Source organism: Streptomyces sp. CB02009 (assembly GCF_001905825.1).
In the GTDB taxonomy this organism is placed as follows: domain Bacteria; phylum Actinomycetota; class Actinomycetes; order Streptomycetales; family Streptomycetaceae; genus Streptomyces.
Genome location: NZ_LIVV01000002.1, coordinates 240,561 through 266,706, shown reverse-complemented (window position 1 = coordinate 266,706; position 26,146 = coordinate 240,561). Strand labels below are relative to the sequence as shown.

Sequence of the window (26,146 nt, the reverse complement as noted above, 5' to 3'; positions counted from 1 at the left end):
GATCAGTCACGTCCCGGCGCCGGAGCGACCGGCGCTGCGCCAAGAGCGCCGGGCAGGTGCGGTATGCCGCTCACCGAGACCGAGTGGGGACTCGTCGCCAACTGGGTGCGGGATCACCTCCTCGACTCCCCCGAACCACGCGAGAAGCTGTTGCGCTCCGGCCTGCCGGCCGACTTCGTCGACGACCTGCCGCTCACCCCGGAGGCCGACCGGAACGCCCGCCTGGTGGTGTCGGCCGCCCGCCGGGACATCGCCCACCAGCGCCGGCTGCTGTCCGTCCTCACCGGCCTCGACGCACTGGCCGCCATCGACGCCCCGCACGCCTACGAGCAGGGCGCCGAGGCCCGGAACCTCCTCACCCGGCTGCGGGAGGACGAGAGCCTGCGGCGCTCCCCCCAGGATCCCTTCCGGAGCCACCTCCTGAAGCACGGGACGGCGGTCTTCCTCGACCGGTCCGAGCTGCGCGAGAAGCTGCGGGGCTTCCTGGCGGACCCGGAGCAGACGGTGCTGATCGTCGACGGTCCCCCGGACAGCGGCCGCTCCTACACGTACGAGTTCATCCGTCACATCGGCCAGCACGAGAACTTCCGCCCGGTCCGGGTGACGCTGTCCCGCACGTCGACGGCGGCAGGTCTGATGGAGCGGCTGGCGGCGTTCGTCGCGGGTCCGGAGGCCGAGGGATTCCCGTTGAACCCCACACGGTTGAACGATCCACTGCCGTGCTTCGAGGACGCGGCGCACCGGATCGTCGCCCGCGCCAGCGCCGCCGAGGGCCGCCTCTGGCTGGTCCTCGACGACTGCGACCGGCTCGACCCGCACTCGGACGTGTGGGACGCCATCGGCGTCCTGGCCCGGGCGATCTACGAGCACACCCCGGTACGCGCCGGCAGCGTGCCCCGTCTGGTGCTGCTCGGCTACGCCACGACGATGCGCCAACTCCCGTACGAGATACGCAAGAACGAGTGCCGCGACACCACCCGCCCGGCCGACGAGGGCGATCTGCGCGCCTTCTTCGAGGAGTTCTTCGCCGACACGGCCTCCCCGGGGCAGGAGGACACCGTCCGGGCGCTGACGGAGACGGCCGTGGCCGAGGTGCTGCGGGCCGTGGCGGCCCCTTCGAACGGCGACAGCTACATGCGCCGGCTGTGCACGGCCGTGGAGGACGTCGTACGGATCCACCGGACGCTGCCACCGACGACGCCGCGGTCCGACGGGGCCGCCCACCTCCTGCGCGACGCGCTGCGCGCGAGCCTCACCGCCCCCGCGGCCGCCCTGCCCGACCCGCGCCGCTCCTACCGCGAAGCCGCCTGCCTGCTGCAGGAGTTCGAACCGGCACTGCTCCGCCTCCCCGGCGAGGAGCGGTCCACCGGACGGGCCGTCCTGGAGCTCGTCGACGACTGCACCGCGCTGCCCTCCCCCGGGGCCACCGTCTGGGCACTCAGGCCCGAGGTCCGCGAGGCGGCGCTCGCGGGACTCGCGGGCCCCGGAGCCGCGCTGGACTCGCTGCGGACCAACATCGGCCTGCGTCCCGAGGGCCCCGGCCCCGAGCGCACCGCCCTCGCCCTCCTCACCGGTGCCGGAGCGGCCCTGCCGCCTGCGGACCCGCGGCCCCCGGCCCCGGCACAGGCACAGGCACAGGCCCCCGTCGAGGACGTCGAGCAGCTGTCCCACACCCTGCAGGCCGTGCTCTGGCTGAGCCGGGTGCCCGGCGTGACCGGACTGCCCTCCGTCGACGAGGTCCAGCACCGGATCGAGACCGCCCGGCTGCTCCAGCCCATGCGCCGGCTGATCCGGGGGACCTTCCACGGGCGCACCGCCGAACTCGACTCCCTGCGCGCCTACATCGCGCTTCCCGAGGAACCGGCCGAGCCCCCGGTGCTGATGCACGGCATCGGCGGCATCGGCAAGAGCACCCTGCTCGCCAAGTTCCTCATCGACGCCCTGGCCGCCTCGCCCACCGGATTCCCCTTCGCCTACATCGACTTCGCGCGGCCCACGCTCTCCGTCCACGAGCCCTCCACCCTGATCGCGGAGATGGCCCGCCAGCTGGCGGTCCAGCATCCCTCCCTGCAGACGGAGTTCGAGGCGCTCGCGGACGAGTGCGAGCAGACGGCGGCGGCCCATCGCGGGGAGCGCAACGAGCTCGACGAGCTCCATCAGCTGGCCGGCACCCGGGCGACCCTCGCCCGCGACTACTCGGCCGACTTCCACGCCCGCGCCAGCGCCCGGGAGCAGGGACTCGCGCACCGCATCGCGTCCCTGGTCGCCGAGGCCGTCCGGCCGGAGCCCGGCGGGACGCGGCCGCCGTTCGTCGTCGTCCTCGACTCCGCCGAGGAGGCGCAGTACCGCGGATCCCCGCTGATCTCCCGGATGTGGGCCATCTGGGCGGCGCTGCGGGCGGACTACTCGCGTCTCCGGTTCATCGTCTCCGGGCGCGCGCCCTTCGACCATCCGGCCCGGGTCCTCACCCCGCGCACGATGGAGCTCGCCGAGCTCGACCACCAGGCCTCCGTGGAGCTTCTGCTGTCCTCCGGGATCGCCGACGAGGCACTGGCCGAGGACCTCGCGGAGCGGATCGGCGGCCATCCGCTGAGCCTGAGGCTGGCGGCCCGTACGGCGGTCACGGTGGGCGACGACTCCCCGGCGATCGGCGGACTCCTGCGCGGACTCCCCTCCCGGCGACGCTACTTCGACCGCCAGGTCGACCAGATGCTCATCCAGGGCACGCTGTACGACCGCATCCTCAAGCACATCGCGGAGGAGGACGTCCGGGCCCTCGTCCAGGCCGGACTCGCACTCCGCTTCATCACCCCCGACCTCGTGCGGGAGGTCCTGGCCGGGCCGGCGGGGCTGGAGGTGGCGACCGCCGCGGAGGCCCGGCGGCTCTACGGACTGCTCACCTCGCGCGTCGACCTGATGGAGTCGGCCGGTCCCGACGCCATCCGGCACCGGGCCGACCTCCGGGCCATCATGCTGCGCCTCTCGGACAGCGCGCGGACCGATCTGATGCGGGCCGTGGACCGCAGCGCCGTCGCCTACTACGCGGCCCGCGAGGGGGCCAGGAACCGCGCCGAGGAGATCTACCACCGGCTCCGCCTCGGGGAGAACCCCCGCACCGTGGAGGAACGCTGGGACCCGGGCGTCGCCGTCTACCTGGGCGGTTCGACGCACCTGGAGATGCCGCACCGGTCGGCCGCCTTCCTCCTCGGCAGGATCGGCGGCCACGTCCCCGACCAGATCATGACCGACGCCGACCAGGAGGACTGGGAGCGGATCGCCGCGCGCGAGGTCGAGGACCTGCTCACCCAGGGGTACGTGGAGGCCGCGGCGCAGCGGCTGGCCGAGCGGCGCCCGTGGACGCCGTGCAGCCGGCTGCACGCGCTGCTCGCCGAGACCCTCGCCCGCTCCGGGCGGACGGCCGAGGCGCGCGAGAGCGCCGAGCGGGACGCGGACCGGGCGGAGGAGGCGGGCTGCGCGGAGACCCAGCTGGAACTGCTCCAGCTGTCGGCGCGGCTCGCCCAGGACACCGGTGACTTCGCGGACGCGGACCGGGACCTCCAGGAGGCCGAGGAGATCGCCGCGGGTCTGGGACTGCGGTTCGAGTCCCTGGGCATCCTCGTCGCCCGGTCGCGGCTCGCCGACCTCGCCGACCTGACCGGGGTCGACGCGGTCCCGGCGCGGGAGCGGCTCGCCCGCACGCTGCGCGGGATGCCCGACGCCGACCTGGCCCGGCAGCCGTCCCTGGCCCGGACGGCGGCGGCCACGGCCTGCCCGGAGGACCCCCGGCTCCTGGAGCACACCCTGCGGCTGGTGGGGCTTCCGGCGGACGAGGAGGCGGTGGTCACCGAGCTCGCGCGCTGGATCGACACCACCCTGTCCGACGAGCCCGCGCTGCGGTGGCCGCTGACCCGCATCCTGGAGACGGCGGCGGGACGGGCCGCCGTCCACCCGGACGACGCGGCGCGGCTCGACCGCGAACGGATCGAGTGGGACCTGCGGGAGGCACGGCGGCGCGGCACCCTGGACAGTGTCGCCCGGCAGGTGCTCACCCTCCGGGACGACAGCGGGGCCCTGCTGCTCGGTGTGGCCTCCGCGATGGACGCGGGTCCGCATGTGCGCGGGGCGGCGCCTGAGGGCCCGGCCGGAGGCGTGCCGGAGGACGGTTCCGCGGGCGACGCCCCCGCCGGGACGCCGTCGGAGCCCTGGGCCGGCCCGCGCCCCCGCCACGGCGGCAAGGGGCTGTGGACCCGCCCGCCGCCGACCGCCGCCGGGGCCGCGCTCCGCAAGGAGCCCTTCCTCCGCCAGCAGGAGCTCGTCCGGGTCCGCAACGCCGCCATGGAGGCCGGGCTCGCGGACCGGGCCGTCCGCCCGGACCTGCTCGACGGCGTCCCCGGCTACTTCACGGCCACGCTCGGGCCCCTGGAGGACCCCCGGGAGCAGATCCACGCCGACCTGAACGCGATGAACCAGGTCGAGCGGCTCATCGACGGTCTGGTGCCGCTGGAGATCTGGCTGCACAACGCGATCGAGCAGACCGGGGAACCGGGCCCGCGTGCCGTGCTCCAGGGCGCTCTCGACACCGTCGCCCGCGCGAACACCGGCGAGGCGGACCTGCCGGCGGACCTGCTGCCCGGGGAGATGAAGGAGGAGATCGTCCTCCAGGACGACACCGTGCCCTACGAGTTCCTGCACGGCGGGATCCGGGCCGGGGCCTCCGTCGCACTCCTGCGCATCCCCCCGTACGAGTCGGGCGCGCCGCTGCTGCCGTCGTATCCGCACGGCGGCACGGGGTGGATGATCGCCCCCGATCTGCTGATCACCAACCACCATGTGGTGATGGCCCGTTCGGCCGAGCAGCCGGGCGTCCGTCCGTACGTGAGCGACGAGGACCTGCGGCTGCAGGCGCTCATGTCCCGCTCCCGCTTCGACTTCGTCGAGAACGCGGCGGTCGCCCCGGAGGCCACGGCCGGTGAACTCGCCGCCTGGGACCCGGGGCTGGACTACGCCATCGTGCGGCTCACCTCCGACCAGGAACGGCGCCCCACGCTCCGGATCGCGACCCGGCCGCTGCTCGTCCGCGAGCGGCAGCGGGTCCCGGTCAACATCATCCAGCACCCGGGCGGGCTGCCGAAGCGGGTCGCGCTGCGCAACAACCTGGTCTACCGGGCCGACGAGCACGACATCCTGTACTTCACCGACACCCGCGGCGGCTCGTCGGGCTCCCCGGTCTGCCTCGACGACTGGACGGTGGTCGGGCTGCACCGGGGGACGCGGAAGGTGGACGAGGTCGAGTTCCAGGGCGCCCGGACGCGGTTCGTGAACGTCGGCACCCAGATGAGCGGCATCCTCGCCCATCTCCAGGAGTTCACCCCCGAGTTGTACGAGGAGATCATGGCGGCCCAGTCGGGCCGGCCGGCTCCTGGGCGCACGGCGAGCGGTACGAACGGCACGAACGGCACGAACGGAAACGGTAAGCCGAGGTGAGTGGACCATGCCGAACGGATCACCGGGCGGGTCGCCGGTCGCGACCGCCACCGAGCGGATCTTCGGGGACCTGCAGGAGGTCGCCGCACGGGTGCGCGGCCGGCTGGAGGCGGAGATCACCGAGTCCTCCTACGAGCTGCCCGCCGACATGGCGCCGGCCTCGGAGATCTCGCGCTTCGCCCGCGACGAGCGGGCCCGCGTCCTGGAGGCCGGGGTCAGCGGTCTGGAGAAGCTGGCCACGCACCGGGAGGACGAGCTCGACGGCGACGAGTCCTTCGGTGTGGAGGCGATCGTCCTCATGGAGGGACGCCCGGCGATCCTGGTGCAGCGCCAGGACTTCGCCCCGCAGCACGACGAGTGGGCGGTCCTCGACGGCCAACGGCCCGCGATCCGGGAGTCCCTGACCCGGGTCGGCAGGGTGGAGGTGTCCGGCCACCCGCGTCTGGACTGGATCGGCACGGCGTTCCTCGTCGGCCCACGCGCGGTCATGACGAACCGTCATGTCGCGGTGGAGTTCGCCCGGTCGGCCGACGGCGGCGGCCGGTGGACCTTCGACCACGGGATGTCGGCGCGGGTGGACCCGGCGGAGGAGCTGCCGCTCGCGGGCGAACCGCCCGGTGCCTCGGTGCCGTACGAGATCACGGAGATCATCGGCGTCCACCCGGACGTCGACATGGCGCTGCTGCGGATCGAGCCGTCGGCGGACGGCGCCCTGCCCACCCCGCTCGCGGTCGCCGCGGACGCCCCGGCGAGCGTCCCGGGCCGCCAGGTGTACGTGATCGGCTACCCGGCCTGGGACGGCCGGCGCAACGAGCCGGAGTCGATGCGCCGGATCTTCATGGACGTCTACAACGTGAAACGGCTCCAACCGGGCGCGGCCACGGAGTTCACCCCGGGCGGCCTGGTCCTGAAGCACGACTGCTCGACCCTCGGCGGCAACAGCGGCTCCCCGGTGCTCGACCTCACCGACCACCGCGTCCTCGGCCTCCACTTCGGCGGCCGGTACGGCACGGGCAACTTCTCGGTCCCGCTGTGGGAGCTGGTGGACGACCCGCTGCTCACCGCGGCGGAGGTCAACTGGGTCTAACCGACCGGGGATCCAGGGGAGCCGTGTCGAGCGGCCGGGCTCGCGCGCTAGGACCCGAGACCGGTGACCGCGGCGGCGAACACGCCCCGGACGGAGGTTCCGTCGGGGAGCCGCCACTCGGCGGTCACTCCGGCGACACCCGGGTCCAGGTCCGTGCCGGCGTGGAGGACCCTCCGTACGCGCAGGGTCAGCGGGGCGGCCGCGCCGGGGGTGCGCAGCACCACGTCCGTGTGGTCCGGGCCGTCCTCGACCCGTACGAGCTCCGCCCCGGCCGCGTCCGCCTCGCCCTCCGCGCCCTCCGCCGTCTGCGGCGAGACGGCGACGGTGAGGTCCGGGACGTCGGACAGGGACTGGGCCTGGGCCTGCGCGCGGCCGGTGAGGAGCGCGTACAACTGGCCGACGAGCACCGGGTCGTGGGTTCCGTCGTAGATCCAGCGCTTGCCGAGGACGCCGTGCTCGGACGTGCCCACGAGGGCGTGCTCGGCGCCGTCCAGCGGCTCCCCGCGGTACGTCAGGGGGACCAGGTGGGCGGTAACCCCGTCGCCCTCTCCGTCGGTCACCACCATGAACTCGATGCCGACCTCGCCCGCCGGGTCGTCGAGCCGGAACCCGCCGACGCGCTCCGGCCGCGCCTCCCCGCCCGCGTGCCACTCCCGGGTGGGGAGCCACTCGGTGAGCAGTTCCAGCTTGGTCGGCTGCATGGTGGTCCGGTGGACGACGGCCATGGCGCGGGTCTCCCTCTCGCTCGCGGGCCGGGCCCCTCTGCTCCGCGGCCCGGTGATCGGCAACGTAACAGACCACGCGGCGGAGCCGCCGTGCGAGGCCCGGCGGCCCGGCCTAGCCTGGGAGTGGAGTGTTGTCCCCGGCCGGCAGGAGGCCGCCGTGAGGTACTCACGCACATGCCGCAGGCGCGTCTGCGCGGGCATCGCGGCTCTCGGACTCTTCGCCGCCCCGCTGGGCGCGGGCACCGCCCTCGCCGCCGGACCGTCCGCCCCCGGCGTGTACCCGGCGGCCCAACCACCGGTTCCCGGACCCTACTCGGTCCCCGCGGCGGTCTCGGCGCAGGGCGACTTCCCCGAACTCACCCCGGCCGTCACCGCACGCCTGGACAAGGCGATCCAGGACGTCATGAAGGAGACCGGCGTCCCCGGTGTCACGGTCGGCCTCTCGGCGCCCGGCAAGGGCACGTACATCCGCTCCTTCGGCGTCGCCGACAAGGACACCGGGCAGCCGATGCGGCCCGACCTGTACATGCGGATCGGCAGCGAGACCAAGACGTTCACGGTCACCGCGCTGCTCCAACTCGCCGACCGGGGCCGGCTGAACATCGACGACCCGATCTCGAAGTACGTCGACGACGTACCGAACGGCGACAGGATCACGCTGCGCAACCTCGCGTCCATGCGCAGCGGGCTCTTCAACTACTCGGCGGACGAGGGCTTCTACAAGGCGTTCACCTCGAACCCCGACCGGCCCTTCACCCCGCAGCAGTTGCTCGACTACGCCTTCAAGCACCCGATCCAGTTCCAGCCCGGTGCCGAGTTCGACTACTGCAACACCAACCTGATCCTGCTCGGACTCGTCGTGGAGAAGGTCAGCGGCACACCGCTGCACGAGTTCATCCAGACGAACGTTCTCGACCCGACGGGCCTGGACCGGACCGTCTTCCCGACCGACGCCGCGTTCCCGTCCCCGCACGCCCACGGCTACACCGTCCAGACCGCCTCGGGCCAGGTCGAGGACGCCACGAACTGGAACCCCTCCTGGGGCTGGGCGGCCGGCGCGATGATCTCGAACCTCCAGGACCTGCGCACCTGGGCACGGGTGGTCGCCACCGGCACGCTGCTCACCCCGGAGACGCAGGCCGAGCGCCTCAAGGTCTATCCGACGGACATCCCCGGTGCCGGATACGGCCTCGGCATCTTCAACGTCCAGGGCTGGATCGGCCACAACGGATCCCTGCCCGGGTACGAGTCGCTGACGATCTACCTGCCGGAGCCGCGGGCCACCCTGGTCGTGCTCCTCAACACGGACGAGCTGCACGACGGCAACGAGCCCAGCACCCTGTTCGGACAGGCCATCACCCGCGTCGTGACCCCCGAGCACGTCTTCGACATCCCGGTCACGGCGGCGGCTCCGAGCAGCCCGAGCCCCAGCACCAACTGACCGCCCGCGGCACACCACCCGTGCCGCCGCACCACGGGAGCAGGAATGACCGGTGGACCCGAGCCCATCAGCGCCGTCGCCCGCGAGGCACTGGAGCGGGAACTCGACGACCTCCGCACCGAACGCGAGGCCGTCGCCGTCACGCTCGAGGACGGAGGCGGCGATCAGACGGGCGACCGGGCCGACCAGGCCGACGAACTGGAGCGCGCCACGGAACTCGACCGGCTCGACCGCCGCATGGACGACATCCGGGGACGCCTGCGCGAGGCGGACGCCGCGGGCGCGCCGCCCACCGACGCGGTCGGCGTGGGCAGCACGGTGACCGTGCGGTTCGAGGACGGTACGGAGTCGACCGTCCAGATCGGCGAGGTCGCCGCGGTGCTCGACCGGACGATGGTCACCGCGGACAGCCCCCTCGGCGGCGCGCTGCTGGGCCGTCGCGCCGGTGACACCGTCACGTACGTGACCCCGGAGGGGCCGGCCTCCGCGGTCGTGCTGTCCCTCGGCGACTAGAGGGTGTCCTCACAGGGACTCGCGGGGCCGGCTCCGCGGACTAGCCGGCCTGTCGGCCGCTCTGCCACGAGGCCCGTGCCCCGAGGTGGCGCAGTGCCGACGCCGCCGCTCCCGCGCCGCACATGCCGTGGGCTCCGGGGCCGGGCGGGGTGGCGGCGGAGCAGAGGAACACGCCCGGCAGCCCGGTGGCGTAGGGGTCGAGCGCGGGGCGTGCGCCCAGGAGGAGCTGGGGGACGGTCTTGGCTCCGGTGAGGATGTCCCCGCCGGCGAAGTTGGGGTTGGCGGCGGCGAAGTCGGCCGGTCGGGTGACCTGGTGGCCCACGACCCGCTCGCGGACGCCGGGCGCGAAGCGTTCCAGCTGCCGCAGGACCGACTCGGTCGCGTCGCCTTCGTAGCCGTACGGCACGTGCGCGTACGTCCAGACGGGGTGGACGTCGCCGACGGACCGGGAGGGGTCGGCGAGGTACTGCTGTCCGACGAGCACGAAGGGCCGCCGGGGCATCCGACCCTCCGTCACCTCCCTCTCGGTGAAGGCCACTTCGGCGAGCGGGCCGCCGAGGTGCACGGTGCCGGCGCGCCGGGCCCGCTCGTCCGTCCAGGGCACCCCGCCCTCGACGGCGAGGTCCACCTTGAAGGCGCCGGGGCCGCGCCGGAAGCGCCCGTACGCGGCCGCCACCCGGGGTGGCAGCCGGTCGCCGTACAGTCGCCCGACCTGGCCGGGGTCCAGGTCGAGGAGGGTCACGTCGGCGGGCGGGAGCTGCCCGCGGTCGGTGATCCGCACACCGGTGTGGACCACTCCGCCGTGTTCGGCGAGGACGGCGGCCATGGCGCGCGAGATGGCGTGCGAACCGCCCTCGGCGACGGCCCACCCGGCGGCGTGTCCGGCGGTGAGGATGCCGAGCCCGATGGCCGAGCTGAACGGGTCGGAGAGCGGGCGGAAGGAGTGGGCCGCGACTCCCGCCCACAGGGCCCGCGCCTGCGGCGTGCGGAAGAGCCGGGCGAGGGCGGAGGCGGGCAGGGCGGTCGGCAGGCCGAAGCGGGCCAGGGACAGCGGATGCGCGGGGATCCGGAGGAGCGGGCCCATGACGTCGTCGGCGAGCGCGTCCCACCGCCGTACGGACGGCTCCAGCAGGGCCCGGTAGCGGGCGCCGTCGGCACCGAGCCCGGCGGCGGTCTCCGCGACGGACCGGAGCAGGACCCCGGCCGTGCCGTCGTCGAGCGGGTGCACGCAGTCGATCTCGGGCTGCCGCCAGCGCAGCCCGTGGCGCTCCAGGCCGAGCGCGCGGAGCGCGGGCGAGGTGACGGCCATCGGATGGATGGCGGAGCAGTGGTCGTGCAGGAGACCGGGCAGGATCGCCTCGACGCTGCGGGTGCCGCCGCCGATCTCCTCGGCGGCCTCCAGAACGGTGACCTCCAGGCCTTCGCGCGCGAGCAGGGCGGCGGCGGCGAGCCCGTTGGGTCCGGCACCGACGACGACGGCCGTGGTCATGACGTGGTCTCCAGGGGGCCGAGTCTCCGTGCGAACCGCCTCAGCCCGTGACGATGCCCGTGACGAGGTTGATGGTGGTGGCCAGGATACTCGCGCCGAAGACGTACGACAGGAGGCAGTGACGGAGTGCGACCGCGCGGATCGTCGTGCTGGAGACGTCGGTGTCGGAGACCTGGTAGGTCATGCCGAGGTTGTAGCTGAAGTAGAGGAAGTCGCTGTAGCGGGGCGGTTCGCGGGAGTTGAAGTCGATCCCGCCGCCGGGTCTCAGGTAGTAGATGTACGCGTACCGGGTGGCGTACATCAGGTGCAGCGCGGCCCAGGCCATGAACACCCCGGCGAGCGCGGTCGCCGCGGCGGCGTGGCTGAGGTCGGACCTGCCGATCAGCAGGAGGACGACGATGCCGACGAGTCCGGCCACCGCCGTTCCGACGACGGCCAGTTCCTCGACGACGGGCCGGAACTCCTCGCGGCGTACGTTGCGGTGGGTGGTGGTGGCGTCCATCGGCCACAGCGTGACCCAGCCTGCGACGACGAAGACCGTCTCCCCGACGGCGATCGCCGAGAGGACGCCCAGCGGCGCGTGGGTGGCGGCGCCGACGACGGCGCCGACCGCCGCCGCGACCAGCGCCGAGAGGGCGAGCCGGGGCACGGCGGAGAGGAGCAGCGGACTCTTCATGGCATCGGGCCTCCCGGCTCTCGGGCCTCCGTTCCCGCAGGGCTGTCGTGTCCCCCAGGCCTGTCGTGTCCCCCAGGGGCTGTCGTGTCCCGCAGGGCTCTCGTGTCCCCCAGGGCTGTCGTGACGGCCAGGTGGGACGCCCTCAGGCGCTCGGTGCCTCCAGGACGACCACGGCCTCGTCGGTGTACGTGCGGAAGGTGAGCGTCTCCTGGAAGTACAGGTGCACGCTCTCCGCGTCGTGGCCCGTGTAGCCGATCGCCAGGTCCTGGCCGAGGATCAGCTCGAAGTCGCCGCCGCGGGTGGACAGGACGAAACCGCCGCTCAGGGCCGGCGCCCAGATCGGCGAGCCGTCGAGCATGCGGCCGAGGTGGGCGGCGATCGGATAGCCGTGGTCGGAGGTCTCGCTGACCGCCCGGTACTCGTCGGCGCCGAGGAGCAGCGCGTAGGGGCCGTCGACGCCGGCGAGGCGCAGCGCGGTCAGGGCCCGGCTGACGGCGTCGGGGTAGTCGCGCGGTTCGGTGGGGAGCTGGACGGCCGGGTTGGAGGACCTGGCGCGCAGGCCGTCGACACCGGCCGCCCCGAATCCGTCGAAGATCGTGCGGTCCTCGACGAACGCCATGGCGCGCGCCGCGTCCTTGACGGGCTGCCAGTCGGAGTCCTTCGAGCCGCGCTCGACGTCGTCGACGGCGGCCCGGTCGACGGTGAAGGGCACCCTGAGTTCGAACAGCGGCTTCGCCTCGCGCAGCCGCGCGGTGACACCGGGGGCGGGCGAGCCCAGGTCGCCGAGGTGCCCGGTGCCGACGGCGGCGAGGTCAGGGCCTCCGGGGTCGGGCACGTCGACGACGCGGCGGCCCGCGACGTTGCGGCGGAACGTGCGGCGGGCCTCCTCCTCGATCTCGGCCCAGGCCGCCGGGGTGATCGGGGCGAGTTCGCGGTGCAGGTTGTTCGTGTCGGGACCCTGGTAGGGGTCGCTCGTGAGGCCGGGGGTCGTGGCGTCGGGGGTCGTCATGGGGAGTCAGGCTCCTTTCAGGCCGCCGATGCCCAGGGAGTCTCCCTGGCGGACGGCGGCGTCCGGCGGCGCGGCAGGCAGGTCGTCGAGGAGTTCGGCGCTCGGCACGAAGAAGAGGCCGCCGGTCACGGCGCGGGAGAAGTCGAGGATGCGGTCCGTGTTGCCCGGGGGATCTCCGAGGAACATGTTGCGCAGCATCAGCTCGGTGACGGCGGGCGTGCGGGCGTAGCCGACGAAGTAGGTGCCGAACTCGCCGCCGCCGACCCGGCCGAACGGCATGTTCGCGCGGAAGATCTGCCGGGTGACGCCGTCCTCGTCGACGATGGTGTTCAGCGCGACGTGCGAGTTCGACGGCTTGACGTCGTCGGGCATCTCCACGTTGGACGCCTTGCCTCGTCCGATGACGTGCTCCTGCTGTTCGACGGTGAGCGCGTCCCAGGCGGGCATCTCGTGCAGGTACTTCTGCACGATGACGTAGCTGCCGCCGCGGAAGCCGGGGTCCTCGTCGCCGATGTGGACCGCGGCGGCCGCCACCTGGCCTCCCGGGTTCTCGCTGCCGTCGACGAAGCCGAGGAGGTCGCGGTCGTCGAAGTACGCGAAACCGTGCACCTCGTCGACGACGGTCACGGCGGTGCCGAGGCTCTCCACGAGGAGCCGGGCGAGCTCGAAGCAGAGGTCCATGCGCCGGGCGCGTACGTGGAACAGCAGGTCGCCCGGGGTGGCCGGGGCCCGGTGGCGGGGGCCTCTGAGGGCCGGGAAGGGGTGCAGCTCGCGAGGGCGGGGACCGCCGACGAGCCGGTCCCAGGCCTCGGAGCCGATCCCGGCGACGCAGGTGAGGCCGTCGTCGGGGTGGCGGAAGGACACCGACCGGACGAGTCCTGACAGGTCCTGGAGCGCCTCCCGCACGGTGTCCTCGCCGCCGGGGTTGACGGTGGCCACGAGGAACACGGCAGCCCGGGAGGGCGGGGCGACGACGGGTTGGACGACGACCATGGGACTCCCGCCGAGAGATGGCAGACAAAAGACTGACAGACAAAAGACATGAAAAGGACAGCGCCAGCGTAGGCGCCCATGATCCGGTACGCAGCCCGTGCGGCCCCTCGGATCCGAGCGGCGCCCGCGATCGAGCCGAGTGGCACCCGCGATCCGGCGGGCATAGCCTGCCCAAAGGGGTGATTTCTGTTCGGCTGTGCCCCGAACATCCGCAGGTGAAAGGGTGACAACGCCGTGAGCACCGACCAGGACGCGCAGGAATCCCCGGCGCCCGGCGCCCCGGAACCCGTGGAGGCCCGGGTGGGGCCCACCCCCGAGGGCGACCCGGAGTTCCACCCCTACCACCACCCGGCGGCGGGCTGGGGCGCGGCCAGGAGCGTGACCGGCTTCCTCGTCCGCGAGGGCGCCCTCGTCGACGGCCCGCGCGCCATCATGCGGATGAACCACGAGAACACCGGATTCGACTGCCCCGGCTGCGCGTGGCCCGACGACACCAAGGGCCTGCACCTGGACATCTGCGAGAACGGCATCAAGCACGTCACCTGGGAGATGACGCGCAAGCGCGTCGGCGGCGAGTTCTTCGCCGCGCACTCGGTGTCCGAGCTGGCCGAGTGGAGCGACTACGACCTGGAGAACGAGGGCCGGCTGACCGAGCCGATGGTCTACGACCCGGAGTCGGACCACTACGTCCCGATCACGTGGAAGGACGCGTTCGAGGTGGTCGGCCGTGCCCTGCGCGGCCTCGACAACCCCCACCAGGCGTCCTTCTACACCTCGGGACGGCTCGGCAACGAGGCCACCTTCCTCTACCAGCTGATGGCCCGCGAGCTGGGCACCAACAACCTGCCCGACTGCTCCAACATGTGCCACGAGGCCAGCGGCCGCGCCCTTCAGGCCTCCCTGGGCACGGGCAAGGGCACCGTCGACCTGAAGGACTGGGAGACCGCGGACGCGCTGTTCATCTTCGGGGTGAACGCCGCGTCGAACGCCCCCAGGATGCTGACCGCGCTCGCCGAGGCGCACCGCCGCGGCGCGCAGATCGTGCACGTCAACCCGCTCGTCGAGGCAGCCGCCACCCGGACCATCGTGCCGCACGACTTCACGGACATGGCCCTCTTCAAGACGACGAAGACCAGCACCCTGAACCTCCAGCCGCGCATCGGCGGCGACATGGCGCTGATCCGCGGCATGGCCAAGGCGGTCCTGGAGCAGTCGGCGACCGACCCCAAGGCCCTCGACCAGGAGTTCGTCGACCGCCACACGAGCGGCTTCGAGGAGTACCGGGCGCTGTGCGAGGCCACACCGTGGGAGGAGATCGAGCGGCAGTCCGGACTGTCCCGCGCCGACATCCTCAAGGCCGCGCGGGTGTACGGCGAGGCCGACCGCTCCATCGTCAGCTGGTGTCTGGGCCTCACCCAGCACGAGCACGGCGTCGACACCGTCCGGGAGATCGTCAACCTGCTGCTGCTCCGCGGCAACCTGGGGCGCGAGGGCGCCGGCCCCTCCCCCGTACGCGGCCACAGCAACGTCCAGGGCAACCGCACCTGCGGCATCGACCACCGCCCGAGCGAGGCATTCCTCGACCGCCTCGCCGAGGTCTGCGAGATCGAACCGCCGCGCGAGCACGGCCTGGACACCGTCCGCACCATCGAGGCGATGCAGCGCGGCGAGATCAAGGTCTTCGTCGGCATGGGCGGGAACTTCGCGCTCGCCGCCCCCGACACCCCGCTCACCTACGCGGCGCTGCGCACCTGCGACCTCACCGTCCAGGTCAGCACCAAGCTGAACCGCAGCCACCTCGTCCACGGCAAGCAGGCACTGATCCTGCCGTGCCTGGGCCGCACCGAGAAGGACCACCAGCGCAGGGGCATCCAGAGCACCTCCGTCGAGGACTCGATGAGCATGGTCCACCTGTCGGTCGGCATGAAGCGCCCGGCTTCCCCGCACCTGCTCTCCGAACCGGCGATCGTCGCCGGCATGGCGCGGGCGGCGCTGCCCGACAGCGCGACGCCCTGGGAGTGGTACATCGAGGACTACGACCGCATCCGGGACACCATGGCCAGGGCCCTCGACGGCTTCGAGGACTTCAACCGGCGGGTACGCCTCCCGCTCGGCTTCCGCATCAAGCAGCCGGCCCGCGAACTGGTCTTCCTCACCCCGTCCGGGCGCGCCGAGTTCTCCAGCGCCCCGCTGCCCGACGTCGTACCCGAGCCGGGCACCCTGGCCCTCGGCACCATGCGGTCCCACGACCAGTGGAACACCACCATCTACTCCGACAACGACCGCTACCGCGGCATCAAGAACCTGCGCACGCTGGTCTTCATGAACCGGGCCGACATGCGGGAGCGCGGGATCGCCGACATGGGCCCCGTCGACATCACGAGCACCGCGAAGGACGGCTCCCAGCGGTCGGTCAGCGGCTACCTCGCGGTTCCGTACGACATCCCCCGGGGCTGCGCGGCCGGCTACATGCCCGAGATGAACGTGCTGTGCGCGCTGGTCGACTACAGCACGCAGAGCGACCAGCCGATCATGAAGCACGTCAAGGTGACGATCGTGCCCTCCGCGTGACGCTCCCTCATCCCCGTCGGGCGAGGTGCTCCAGGAGGAGGTAGCCACGCTCCGCCGCGGCGAGTTCGGTGGGGTCGATCTCCGCCGGCCAGAGCTCACCGGCGGCCGCGTCGTCCGTCTCCCGCAACTCCACCACGGCGTACTGCCCGGAGACCAGCGTCCTGGTGCCGCTGGACAGCGTCGCCGGCATCAGCAACTGCCCGACCTCGTAGGCAGCCCTCGTCCGCCTCGAACGGGCGCCCGGGGAGATGCCGGCCGCGGCCCCGTGACAGAGTCGGGGAAAGCCCCCGAACAGGCACGACCGGACGACCGGACGACCGGGCCGCACATCGAGCACCGTCGGAGCGGCGCTCAGAGGAGAGGAACGAACCATGGGACGAGTGACCGTACGGCGGCGCGTCCTGCGCGTGCGCGAAGGAGACTCCTCCTACCGCCCGGACACGCTGGCCGCCGAGGAGCCCATGGAGATCAGGGTCGGCGGGCGCCCGCTGACGGTGACCATGCGGACCCCGGGCGACGACTTCGACCTGGCGGTCGGCTTCCTGGTCAGCGAGGGCGTGGTGCACTCCGCCGAGGACGTGGCCGGGATCCGGTACTGCGCGGGGGCCACGGCCGACGGCGGCAACACGTACAACGTGGTCGACGTCGGTCTGGCGCCCGGCGTCGCCGCCCCCGACGCGTCCCTGGAGCGGAACTTCTACACGACCTCCTCGTGCGGTCTGTGCGGCAAGGCGAGCCTGGACGCGGTGCGCACGACGGCCGCCTGGTCGGTCGCCGAGGACCCGCTGCGGATCGGGACGGACGTCCTCGCGGCCCTGCCGGACCGGCTGCGGGCCGCCCAGCGGGTCTTCGACACCACGGGAGGGCTGCACGCCGCCGGGCTCTTCACCGCCGAGGGCGAGCTGGTGTGCCTGCGGGAGGACGTCGGCCGGCACAACGCCGTCGACAAGGTCGTCGGCCACGCGCTGCGCGAAGGACTCCTGCCGCTGCGCGAGTCGGTCCTGATGGTGAGCGGCCGCGCCTCGTTCGAACTGGTGCAGAAGGCGGTGATGGCCGGGATCCCGCTGCTCGCGGCGGTCTCGGCGCCGTCCTCGCTCGCGGTGGACCTCGCGGCGGAGAGCGGGCTGACCCTGGTCGGCTTCCTGCGCGGGTCCTCGATGAACGTGTACACGGGCGACGAGCGACTGGGCTCGGTGCCGGTGGCCTGACGCGCGTGTTCCTGCCGCGTGAGGCATACGCCCCGCGAGATCGCGAGCCGCACCGACATGGCAGCCGCCCTGGATCGGCTGCCCGTGGACTAGGAGGTGTCTTGTCGATCGGGCCCCGCGAGCCCGGCCTGATCGACAGGACACCCCTAGCGGGCCCTAGTCGGCCTGCCGCTCGCCGTCCGGGGGAAGGCCGACCTCCTCGCGGTCCTCCTCCAGGCGCGCCGCCAGTTCGTCCTCGTCCGGGCGGCGGGGCATGCCGCGGCTGTGCCCGGTGTCGGGGTCGCCCTCGACCTGTTCGTTCGACTTGTGGTGCGGGGCCATCGGTCTCACTCCTTGCCGTCGGTGGCGGCGGCCGCCGCAGGGGCCTCGGGGGCCGTCCCGGCGCCGTCGCCCTTCTGGATCGTGCAGTGGAGGGAGTCGTCGATCACGTCGGCGACGATCGTGTCCCCCGGCTCCGCCTCTCCGCCGAGCAGCAGCGAGGCGATGCGGTTGTCGAGTTCCGTCTGGATCGTGCGGCGCAGCGGGCGGGCGCCGAACTCCGGCTGGTAGCCGTGGGCCACGAGGAGTCTCTTCGCCGCCTCGGTGACGTCGAGGGTCATGCCCTGGGCGCGGACCCGGTGCTTGCTGCGGTCCAGGAGGTGGTCGACGATCTCCGACAGGTCCTTCTCGGTGAGGCTGTGGAAGACGATGATGTCGTCGATGCGGTTGAGGAACTCCGGCAGGAACCGGCCCCGCAGATCCTCCATCAGCTCGCCCTTGAGCTCGGCCGCGTCGCCCTCGTGGGCGAGGATCCGGTGGGCGCCGATGTTCGACGTCATGATGATGACGCAGTGCCGGAAGTCGACCGTGCGGCCCTGGCCGTCGGTGAGCCGCCCGTCGTCGAGGATCTGCAGCAGCGTGTTGAAGACGTCGGGGTGCGCCTTCTCCACCTCGTCGAAGAGGACGACGCTGTACGGGTTGCGGCGCACCTTCTCGGTGAGCTGCCCGGCCTCCTCGTACCCGACGTATCCGGGAGGCGCCCCCACGAGCCGGGCGACGGTGTGCTTCTCCTGGAACTCGCTCATGTCGAACCGGATCATGCGGTCGTCCTCGCCGAAGAGCAGTTCGGCGAGGGTCTTGGCGAGTTCGGTCTTGCCGACGCCCGTGGGCCCGAGGAAGAGGAACGAGCCGACGGGGCGGTTCGGGTCGCCCATGCCGGCGCGGTTGCGGCGGACGGCCTCGGAGACCGCGGTGACCGCCTCGTCCTGGCCGACGATCCGGGCGTGCATCTCCTCCTCCAGCTTGAGGAGCTTCTCCTTCTCGCTGGCGGTGAGCTGGGAGACGGGGATGCCGGTGCGGCGCGAGACGATGTCGGCGATGTCGGCGGCGGTGACCGAGACGACGCCCTCGCGGCGCTCCTCGATGCCCGCGATCTCGCCCTCCACATCGGCGATCTGCCGCTTCAGGTCCGAGGCCTTCTCGAACTGCTCGGCCGCCACGGCCTGGTCCTTCTCCCGCTGGAGCTTGGCGAGCCGGTCCTCCCGGCTGACGACCTCGGTGGAGCGGCCGGCGCTGCGCAGTCGTACGCGCGCCCCTGCCTGGTCCATCAGGTCGATGGCCTTGTCGGGCAGGAACCGGTCGCCGATGTACCGGTCGGAGAGCTCCGCCGCCGCCGTGAGGGCGCCGTCGGCGAACCGGACCTGGTGGTGGGCCTCGTAGGCGTCCCGCAGCCCTTCGAGGATCTGCACGGTCTCCTCGACCGTGGGCTCCGGGATGAGGACGGGCTGGAAGCGGCGTTCGAGCGCGGCGTCCTTCTCGATGTGCTTGCGGTACTCGTCGATCGTCGTCGCGCCGACGACGTGCAGCTCCCCGCGCGCGAGGGCGGGCTTCAGCATGTTGCCCGCGTCCATCGCGCCCTCGCCCGACGCACCCGCGCCGACGACCGTGTGGAGTTCGTCGATGAAGAGGACGATGTCGCCGCCGGCCTCCTGGACGTCCTCGATGACCTTCTTGAGGCGCTCCTCGAACTGGCCGCGGTACTGCGCTCCGGCCACCAGGCCGGACAGGTCGAGGGAGACGACCCGCTTGTCCTTCAGGGTGTCGGGCACCTCGCCCGCCACGATCCGCTGGGCGAGGCCCTCGACGATGGCGGTCTTGCCGACGCCGGGCTCGCCGATGAGCACCGGGTTGTTCTTGGACCGCCGCGAGAGGATCTCGATGGTCTGCTCGATCTCCTCGGCACGGCCGACCACCGGGTCGAGCTTCCCCGCCTTCGCCTCGTCCGTGAGGTCCCTGCCGAACTCGTCCAGGGTGGTGGCCGGCTGCTTCTGCTGCTTTGCTGCGGCCGGGGCGCCGCCGTCGGTGCGGGCCGCCTGGTCCGTGAGGCCGCGCAGCTTCTTCACGTCGTGGTCGTCGGCGCCCAGGAGCCGCGTCGCCCCGGAGTCGGAGTCGTCGAGGAGCGCCGCGAGGATGTGCTCGGGGCCGATGTACGACACGCCCGTCTCCTGCGAGCGGCCGTAGGCGGCGGCGAGCGTGCGCTTGGCCGCCGGGGTGAGTCCGGGCTCAGACGAGGGCTCGCCGGACTCCCGGGGCAGTACCCGGTCGAGCTGGGCGGCGAGCGCCTCGGGGTCGACGCCGACCTGGGACAGCAGCCTGCGGGAGGGGTCGACCTGGGTCGCCGCCCACAGCAGGTGTTCGGTGTCGAGGTCGGACGTGCCGTCCTCGACGGCCTTCCGGGCGGCCAGGTTGAGGAGTTCGTGCGAGGACTCGGTGAGGAGTCGGCCGATCGGTACGCGCTGGACGGCCGGGGGCGAGGACGCCGGCGACATTCCGAAGAACCGGTTCAGCATGTCGCTGAACGGATCGGACGAACCGAAGGGTGAACCGAACGCCATCGACATGTCAGCTCCAGAGACGCAAGTGAGGTCTTTTCCACTCAAACGTGACGTGTAGGGCGACGCAACCGGAGTGGCGCCCCTCGACCGACGGGCCTCTCCGCCCCTCCCCGCGCCCGACACGCCCGCCCCACCCGTACGGGCCGCAATCCCCGCCACGGCGCCGCGCGCGTCGACGATGACACCATGACGTCCGCGATCCCCCCGCACACCCCCGGCCCGCAGGTCCGCGCCCGGACCCTCGTCCGGAAACCCAAGCTGTGGCTCGTACCGACCGTCCTGAGCGCGCTGGTCGCCGTGGGCCTCTCGCTCCTCTACATGGGCGGCATCCTCAACCCGAACGACAACCTGCACAGGCTGCCCGTCGCCCTGGTCGACGAGGACCGGGGCACCCCGCTGCCCGGACAGCGGGAGCCCCTGGGGAAGCAGATCACCGACCGGATCGTCGCCGGCTCCTCGGACGACAGCGTCCACTGGCGGCGGCTCGACCGCGCGCAGGCGCAGGACGCGCTGGCCTCCGGCGAGATCTTCGGCGCCCTGGTCGTCCCGGAGGACTTCACCGCGTCCGTCGCCGCCCTGACCACGAACCGGGCGACGGTACGGCCGACGATCACCGTGCTCACCAATCCCGGCCTCGGCAGTCTGGGTTCGTCGATCACGGCCCAGATCAACCAGAGCGCGGCCCATCAGGCCTCGCTGGCCATCGGCAAGCAGCTCGCCGCCGGCACCGACGTCCCGACGACCCGGCTGCTCCTGGCCGACCCGGTCGCCGTCACCACCCAGGTCGGCCATCCGATCGGCCGGCACAGCGGTCTGGGCCTGACCGCGTTCTACTACACCCTGCTGCTCGTCCTCGGCGGCTTCATCGGCGGCAACCTCGTCAACAGCGGCGTCGACACGTCGCTCGGCTACGCCGACAGCGAGATCGGCCCCTGGCACTCCCGGTACCCGACGGTCCCGATCGACCGCACGCAGACGCTGGTCCTGAAGATGCTGATGACGGCGGGCATCTCGCTGCTCACCACGACGCTCGTCATGGTGGCCACGATCACGGTCCTGGGCATGGACGCCTCCCACCTGCCGATGCTGTGGCTGTTCTCCTACTGCGCGACGGTCGCCGTCGGTCTGGGCGTCCAGGCCATCAACGCCGCGTTCGGAGGCATCGGCCAGCTCGTCTCCATGTTCGTCTTCATCGCCCTCGCCCTGCCGTCCTCGGGCGCGACCGTCCCCCTGGAGGCCACCCCGGGCTTCTTCCGCTTCCTGGGACTCTTCGAGCCGATGCACCAGCTCGGCGCGGGTGTCAGGTCCATCCTGTACTTCGACGCCCGCGCCGACGCGGGTCTGGCCCGCGGCTGGATCATGATCGCCGTGGGCACGGCCCTGGCCCTGGCCTTCGGCTTCGCCATGACCCGGTACTACGACCGGCGGGGCCTGCGCCGCCTCACCCCGCAGCCCGCCTGAGCGGGACGGGGTGAGGAATCCGCGGGTGGGGCGGCGCCCGTCGCCGGCCGGCTACCGCCAGTCGTCGTAGGGCGGAGGCGGCTCCTCCATCCCGTCCATGTCGTAGGGCGGCTCCTCGTCGTACGCGGCCTCGTACTCCGGACCGGAAGGTGCGGACGGCGCGGGCCGCGCGGGGGCGGCGGACCTCGCGGACGGCGCGGACCTCGCGAGGGCGGCGGACCGCGCGACGGGGACCGCCGGGTCCGCCGCGTCCGCGGGCGCGTCGGCGGAAGCCGCACCGGCCTCGGTTCCCGGTGCGGCGGCCGCCGCGTCGGCCCCGCTCTCCGCCAGCGCCTCCAGCACCCCCTCGGCGTACTTCGCCAGCTTGGCCTCGCCGACGCCGCCGATGGTGCCGAGCTCCTCGACCGTCGACGGGAGCTGCGTCGCGATCTCCCGCAGCGTGGCGTCGTGGAACACGACGTACGCCGGGACGCTCTGCTCGCGTGCCGTCGCGGCCCGCCAGCCGCGCAGCGCCTCGAAGACCGGGACCGCGGCCGCCGGCAGGTCGACCGGCACCCGGGCTCCCTTCCCGGAGCGCCCGCCGGACTCCTTGCGGGAGGCGGCGGCCGGCGCCTTCTCCTTGCGCAGCGTGACGGTGCGCTGCCCGCCGAGCACCTCGCCGCTCTTCTCCGTGAGCACGAGCGTGCCGTAGTCGCCCTCGACCGCGAGGAGCCCCAGCGCGAGGAGCTGCCGCACGACCCCGCGCCACTCGGCGGTCCCCAGGTCGGAGCCGACGCCGAACACCGAGAGGCCGTCGTGGTCGAACTGGATGACCTTGGCCGTCTTCTTGCCCTGGAGGATGTCGATGATCTGTCCGGCGCCGAACTTCTGACGGCGCTCCTTGGCCAGCCGCCACACGGTGGACAGCAGCTTCTGCGCGGCGACGGTGCCGTCCCAGGACTCGGCCGGGGTCAGGCATGTGTCGCAGTTGCCGCAGGGCTCGCCGGACTGGCCGAAGTAGGCGAGGAGGCGGACGCGGCGGCAGTCGACCGTCTCGCAGAGCGCGAGCATGGCCTCCAGGTGCATGGCGAGGGCGCGCCGGTGCTGCTCGTCACCCTCGGAGCCGTCGATCATCTTGCGCTGCTGGACGACGTCCTGGAGTCCGTACGCCAGCCAGGCGGTGGCGGGCTCGCCGTCGCGGCCGGCGCGGCCGGTCTCCTGGTAGTAGCCCTCGACGGACTTGGGCAGGTCGAGATGGGCGACGAAGCGCACGTCGGGCTTGTCGATGCCCATGCCGAACGCGATGGTCGCCACCACGACGACCCCGTCCTCCCGGAGGAAGCGGGCCTGGTTCGCCGCGCGCGCACGGGCGTCCATGCCCGCGTGGTACGGGACGGCGTCGATGCCGTTCTCCACGAGGAGGGCGGCGGTCTTCTCCACGGAGGCGCGGGAGAGGCAGTAGACGACTCCGGCGTCCCCGGCGTGCTCGGCCCTGATCAGTTCGAGCAGCTGCTTGTGCGGGCTGTTCTTCGGGACGATGCGGTACTGGATGTTCGGCCGGTCGAAGCCGGCGACGAAGTGCCGGGCGTCCTCCAGGCCGAGCCGCGCCGCGATCTCCTTGTGGGTGGACTCGGTGGCCGTCGCGGTCAGCGCGATCCGGGGCACCTTGGGCCAGCGCTCGTGGAGCATGGACAGCGCCAGGTAGTCGGGCCGGAAGTCGTGGCCCCACTGGGCGACGCAGTGCGCCTCGTCGATGGCGAAGAGCGACACCTTGCCCCGGTCGAGGAGCCGCTGGGTGCCCTCGGTGCGGAGCCGCTCGGGAGCCAGGTAGAGCAGATCGAGCTCGTCGGCGAGGAAGGCCTGCTCGACGGCCTGCCGCTCGTACGGATCCTGGGTCGAGTTCAGGAATCCGGCCCGCACCCCGAGCGCCCTGAGCGCGTCGACCTGGTCCTGCATGAGGGCGATCAGCGGCGAGATCACCACGCCGGTGCCGTCTCTGACCAGGGCCGGGATCTGGTAGCAGAGGGACTTTCCGCCGCCGGTCGGCATCAGCACGAGGGCGTCGCCGCCGTCGACGACCTGCTCGATGATCTCCTGCTGCTCGCCTCGGAAGGAGCTGTAGCCGAAGACGCGGTGGAGCACCTGCGCTGCCTCGGAGATCACGGCGGAACCGTCGGAAAGGACCATTCACCCACCCTATCGGCCGCCACGGACACCCCGGCCGCACCGCCGGAACCTGTGGACAACTCCTCGCCGCCTCCACGCACGGCGGCCCGCGCCGTGCGACGGGGCTCGACGACGGGTTTCGACGACGGAGCTCGACGACGGTTCTCAACGACGGGGCCCTGAGGCAACGCGAAGGGCGAACCCCGCGTCCTTCTGCACAGGGACGCATCGGCCGATGCACCAGCCGCGGCCACAGGGAAGCAGGACACATCATGAGCGACAAGGCCCGCACTCTCTTCGACGCGCTCGATCTCGACCATGACGGCAGCCTGACGCGCATCGAGGTCATCAACGCGCTGCGGGCCAAGGGCCCGACTCTGGCCGCACAGGGGGTCATACCCGCGTGGGGCGTGGGGACGGACGACGACGCCTCGGCCCTGTTCGACCAGGCCGACCAGAACGGCGACCGCGTCCTGTCGTTCGAGGAGTTCGCCGCGCTGGTCGACCGCCGCTTCGGCTGGTGACGCGAACCGCCCCACACACAGACCGCCCCACACACAGAGAGAACCGGCACCGCGCTCCCCGCGCGGTGCCGGTTCTTCCGTCCGGAGGACCGGTCAGGAGATCTCGGGCAGCAGCCCGGTGGCCGGCGCGGCCAGGTCGGTGAGCTGGCGGAGCTGGTTCACCTGGTGCACCTGGCTGAGCCCGCCGAGCTGGCCCGCGATGCCGGGGAACTGCCCCTTGGACTCCTCCGGGATCCCGGTCGTGGCGATCGCGTCGAGCTCGCTGACCGGGTTGATCGGCGGGCCGAGCGGGCTGGTGGTGGCGGCCTGCGCCGCGGACGCGCCGAGGCACGAGAAGGCGGCGGCGACGGCGAGAACTGAGGAAATGCGTCGTGTAGAGATCACACCCTCACAACGCCCCGCCCCGCCGACGGACACGGCCGTACCCCTCCGGCCTCGGCCCGCTCCGGTGTGCCGGAGCACCGTACACGGCCCGCTCCGGCGTGGCGGGGCACGCGATCGGGAGTGAACCGGTGTACGTCACAGAAGGGCTTCGGAACCTGGCCGCGGACCCCGTCGCGGAAGGAGTGTCCGAGGCATGCGCAGACTGCTGGTCGACATCGCCCACACGCTGGTGCCGCCCAAGGGCGACAGGCACGGGCCGCTGCCGCCTCTCATGCTGGCCCTCACCCTGGTCACCGGACTCGTGGACGCGGTCAGCTTCCTGGGGCTCGGGCAGGTCTTCGTCGCCAACATGACCGGCAACGTGGCGCTCCTGGGCTTCGCCCTCGCGGGCGCCGGGGGCCTGTCCGCGCCCGCCTCCCTGGTGTCCCTGGCCTCGTTCCTCGCCGGCGCGGTGGCGGGCGGCCGGTTCGGTGCCCGCTTCGCCGCACACCGCGGGCGGCTGCTCGCCTCGGCGCTCGCCCTGCAGGCGGGGCTCGTCGCGGCGGCGCTCGTCGTCGCCCTCGTGGCGCACGACACCGTGGGCCCGCCGGGCCGGTACACCCTGATCGTCGCCCTCGGCCTCGCCATGGGGATGCAGACGGCGGTGGCCCGCCGCATCGGCGTGCCGGACCTGACCACGACCGTGCTGACCCAGACGCTGACCGGCCTGGCCTCGGACTCCGCCCCGACCGGTGGCGACGACCCCCGGCCGGGGCGGCGGATCCTGTCCGTCCTGGCGATGGTCCTCGGCGCGCTCGTCGGCGCCCTGCTCCTCGACGCCGGACTCGCGGTCGTCCTGGGAGTGGCCCTCGCCCTGCTCGTGGTGGCCGCCGCCGTCACGAGACGTCTGGCGGCCACCGACGCGGCGTGGATCAGGCCGTAGCGTCCACGGGGAGCGGCGCGGAGACGGGGGCGGAGCCGGAAGCCGAGGTAGTGGCGGAGACGGTGGAGGTGGCGGGGGACGTGGTGGTGGCGGGGGATGTGGTGGTGGCGGCGGCGCGTACGGGGTGACGGCTCAGGATCGACACGCGGTTGAACGCGTTGATGGCGATCGCCACCCAGATCACCGCCGAGATCTCCTCGTCGTCCAGGACCGCGCGCGCCGCACCGTACGCCCGGTCCTGCGCGAGGCGGTCCGCCGGGTCGGTCGTGGCCTCCGCCAGGGCGAGGGCCGCGCGTTCCCGTGCGGTGAAGAGCTCGGTGTCCCGCCAGGCGGGGAGCACGCCGAGGCGCCGGGTGGTCTCGCCGGCCCGGAGCGCGGCCCTGGTGTGGACGTCGAGGCAGGACGCGCAGCCGTTGATCTGCGACACCCGGAGGTTGACCAGCTCGACCAGGATCCGGTCGAGCCCGGCCTCCGCGGCGGTCGCGCGGACGGCGTCGGCGGTGTGGACCAGGGCCCGGTAGGCCGCGGGGCTCTGTTTGTCGAGGTAGACCCGCCGCCCGTCCGTCGTACCGTTCACGTCACGCGGGGCGTTACCGTCCATCGGGTCGCTCGCGTCGTTCGCGTCGTTCGCGTCCTTCACG

The 26,146-nt window shown here is 72.8% G+C and carries 19 protein-coding genes and 1 pseudogene; 9 read left to right on the top strand and 11 right to left on the bottom strand.

Features of this window, described 5'->3' with window-relative positions; translation table 11 throughout:
- Positions 1–63: 63 nt before the first annotated feature.
- Complete coding sequence (locus AMK27_RS08605; protein WP_079188303.1) at positions 64–5,484, top strand: trypsin-like peptidase domain-containing protein; 5,421 nt, start codon at positions 64–66, stop codon at positions 5,482–5,484.
- Between the two features lie 7 nt (positions 5,485–5,491).
- On the top strand, positions 5,492–6,571 hold the full coding sequence (locus tag AMK27_RS08600; protein ID WP_073904440.1) for a trypsin-like serine peptidase: 1,080 nt from the start codon (positions 5,492–5,494) through the stop codon (positions 6,569–6,571).
- Positions 6,572–6,618: 47 nt separating this feature from the next.
- Here the strand turns inward: AMK27_RS08600 and AMK27_RS08595 are convergent, their stop codons facing one another.
- The gene (locus tag AMK27_RS08595; RefSeq protein ID WP_073904438.1) at positions 6,619–7,296 is read right to left on the bottom strand and encodes a maltokinase N-terminal cap-like domain-containing protein; all 678 of its coding nucleotides are present in this window, start codon (positions 7,294–7,296) and stop codon (positions 6,619–6,621) included.
- A gap of 157 nt (positions 7,297–7,453) precedes the next feature.
- Between AMK27_RS08595 and AMK27_RS08590 the strand changes: the two genes are divergently transcribed.
- Positions 7,454–8,737: a serine hydrolase domain-containing protein gene (locus AMK27_RS08590; RefSeq protein WP_073904436.1), complete on the top strand. Its 1,284-nt coding sequence runs from the start codon at positions 7,454–7,456 to the stop codon at positions 8,735–8,737.
- A gap of 45 nt (positions 8,738–8,782) precedes the next feature.
- A complete protein-coding gene (locus AMK27_RS08585) occupies positions 8,783–9,250 on the top strand; it encodes a GreA/GreB family elongation factor (protein ID WP_073904434.1) in 468 nt (155 codons plus the stop codon).
- Positions 9,251–9,290: 40 nt separating this feature from the next.
- On the opposite strand, the gene AMK27_RS08580 is transcribed toward AMK27_RS08585, so the two are convergent.
- The 4 genes from AMK27_RS08580 to AMK27_RS08565 all read right to left on the bottom strand — a co-directional run bounded on the left by AMK27_RS08580 (position 9,291) and on the right by AMK27_RS08565 (position 13,417).
- A complete protein-coding gene (locus AMK27_RS08580) occupies positions 9,291–10,739 on the bottom strand; it encodes a phytoene desaturase family protein (RefSeq protein WP_073904432.1) in 1,449 nt (482 codons plus the stop codon).
- 40 nt (positions 10,740–10,779) lie between these two features.
- On the bottom strand, positions 10,780–11,415 hold the full coding sequence (locus AMK27_RS08575) for a DUF1345 domain-containing protein (RefSeq protein ID WP_073904431.1): 636 nt from the start codon (positions 11,413–11,415) through the stop codon (positions 10,780–10,782).
- A gap of 142 nt (positions 11,416–11,557) precedes the next feature.
- Positions 11,558–12,424: a family 1 encapsulin nanocompartment shell protein gene (locus tag AMK27_RS08570; protein WP_241847387.1), complete on the bottom strand. Its 867-nt coding sequence runs from the start codon at positions 12,422–12,424 to the stop codon at positions 11,558–11,560.
- Positions 12,425–12,430: 6 nt separating this feature from the next.
- Entirely contained in the window at positions 12,431–13,417 is a 987-nt protein-coding gene (locus tag AMK27_RS08565; protein WP_073904429.1) for a Dyp-type peroxidase, read from the bottom strand.
- A 234-nt stretch (positions 13,418–13,651) separates the two neighbouring features.
- On the opposite strand from AMK27_RS08565, the gene AMK27_RS08560 reads away from it, so the two are divergent.
- Positions 13,652–15,988 (top strand): FdhF/YdeP family oxidoreductase, encoded by a 2,337-nt coding sequence (locus AMK27_RS08560; protein WP_445194841.1) that lies wholly within the window; start codon positions 13,652–13,654, stop codon positions 15,986–15,988.
- Between the two features lie 7 nt (positions 15,989–15,995).
- Here AMK27_RS08560 and AMK27_RS08555 read toward each other — a convergent pair whose 3' ends face one another.
- Positions 15,996–16,178: a hypothetical protein gene (locus AMK27_RS08555; RefSeq protein WP_073904427.1), complete on the bottom strand. Its 183-nt coding sequence runs from the start codon at positions 16,176–16,178 to the stop codon at positions 15,996–15,998.
- Positions 16,179–16,359: 181 nt separating this feature from the next.
- Here AMK27_RS08555 and fdhD point away from each other — a divergent pair, with 181 nt between their 5' ends.
- Entirely contained in the window at positions 16,360–17,196 is an 837-nt protein-coding gene (fdhD, locus tag AMK27_RS08550; protein ID WP_073904425.1) for a formate dehydrogenase accessory sulfurtransferase FdhD, read from the top strand.
- A 156-nt stretch (positions 17,197–17,352) separates the two neighbouring features.
- Here the strand turns inward: fdhD and AMK27_RS42965 are convergent, their stop codons facing one another.
- Together AMK27_RS42965 and AMK27_RS08545 are read right to left on the bottom strand one after the other, a co-directional pair.
- The gene (locus tag AMK27_RS42965; RefSeq protein WP_198955824.1) at positions 17,353–17,517 is read right to left on the bottom strand and encodes a hypothetical protein; all 165 of its coding nucleotides are present in this window, start codon (positions 17,515–17,517) and stop codon (positions 17,353–17,355) included.
- 5 nt (positions 17,518–17,522) lie between these two features.
- Positions 17,523–20,075, bottom strand: a complete 2,553-nt coding sequence (locus AMK27_RS08545) for an ATP-dependent Clp protease ATP-binding subunit (protein ID WP_073904423.1) — start codon at positions 20,073–20,075, stop codon at positions 17,523–17,525.
- Between the two features lie 180 nt (positions 20,076–20,255).
- On the opposite strand from AMK27_RS08545, the gene AMK27_RS08540 reads away from it, so the two are divergent.
- On the top strand, positions 20,256–21,530 hold the full coding sequence (locus AMK27_RS08540) for a YhgE/Pip domain-containing protein (RefSeq protein ID WP_073904421.1): 1,275 nt from the start codon (positions 20,256–20,258) through the stop codon (positions 21,528–21,530).
- Between the two features lie 51 nt (positions 21,531–21,581).
- On the opposite strand, the gene recQ is transcribed toward AMK27_RS08540, so the two are convergent.
- Positions 21,582–23,696 (bottom strand): DNA helicase RecQ, encoded by a 2,115-nt coding sequence (recQ, locus tag AMK27_RS08535; protein ID WP_073904419.1) that lies wholly within the window; start codon positions 23,694–23,696, stop codon positions 21,582–21,584.
- A gap of 251 nt (positions 23,697–23,947) precedes the next feature.
- Here recQ and AMK27_RS08530 point away from each other — a divergent pair, with 251 nt between their 5' ends.
- Positions 23,948–24,199 (top strand): EF-hand domain-containing protein, encoded by a 252-nt coding sequence (locus AMK27_RS08530; protein WP_073904417.1) that lies wholly within the window; start codon positions 23,948–23,950, stop codon positions 24,197–24,199.
- A gap of 93 nt (positions 24,200–24,292) precedes the next feature.
- Here AMK27_RS08530 and AMK27_RS08525 read toward each other — a convergent pair whose 3' ends face one another.
- On the bottom strand, positions 24,293–24,583 hold the full coding sequence (locus tag AMK27_RS08525) for a hypothetical protein (RefSeq protein ID WP_073904415.1): 291 nt from the start codon (positions 24,581–24,583) through the stop codon (positions 24,293–24,295).
- A 193-nt stretch (positions 24,584–24,776) separates the two neighbouring features.
- Between AMK27_RS08525 and AMK27_RS08520 the strand changes: the two genes are divergently transcribed.
- A complete protein-coding gene (locus AMK27_RS08520; RefSeq protein ID WP_073904413.1) occupies positions 24,777–25,505 on the top strand; it encodes a YoaK family protein in 729 nt (242 codons plus the stop codon).
- A 109-nt stretch (positions 25,506–25,614) separates the two neighbouring features.
- On the opposite strand, the pseudogene AMK27_RS08515 reads toward AMK27_RS08520, so the two are convergent.
- Positions 25,615–26,106: pseudogene (locus tag AMK27_RS08515) on the bottom strand (carboxymuconolactone decarboxylase family protein); the annotation flags it as partial.
- Positions 26,107–26,146: the final 40 nt, after the last annotated feature.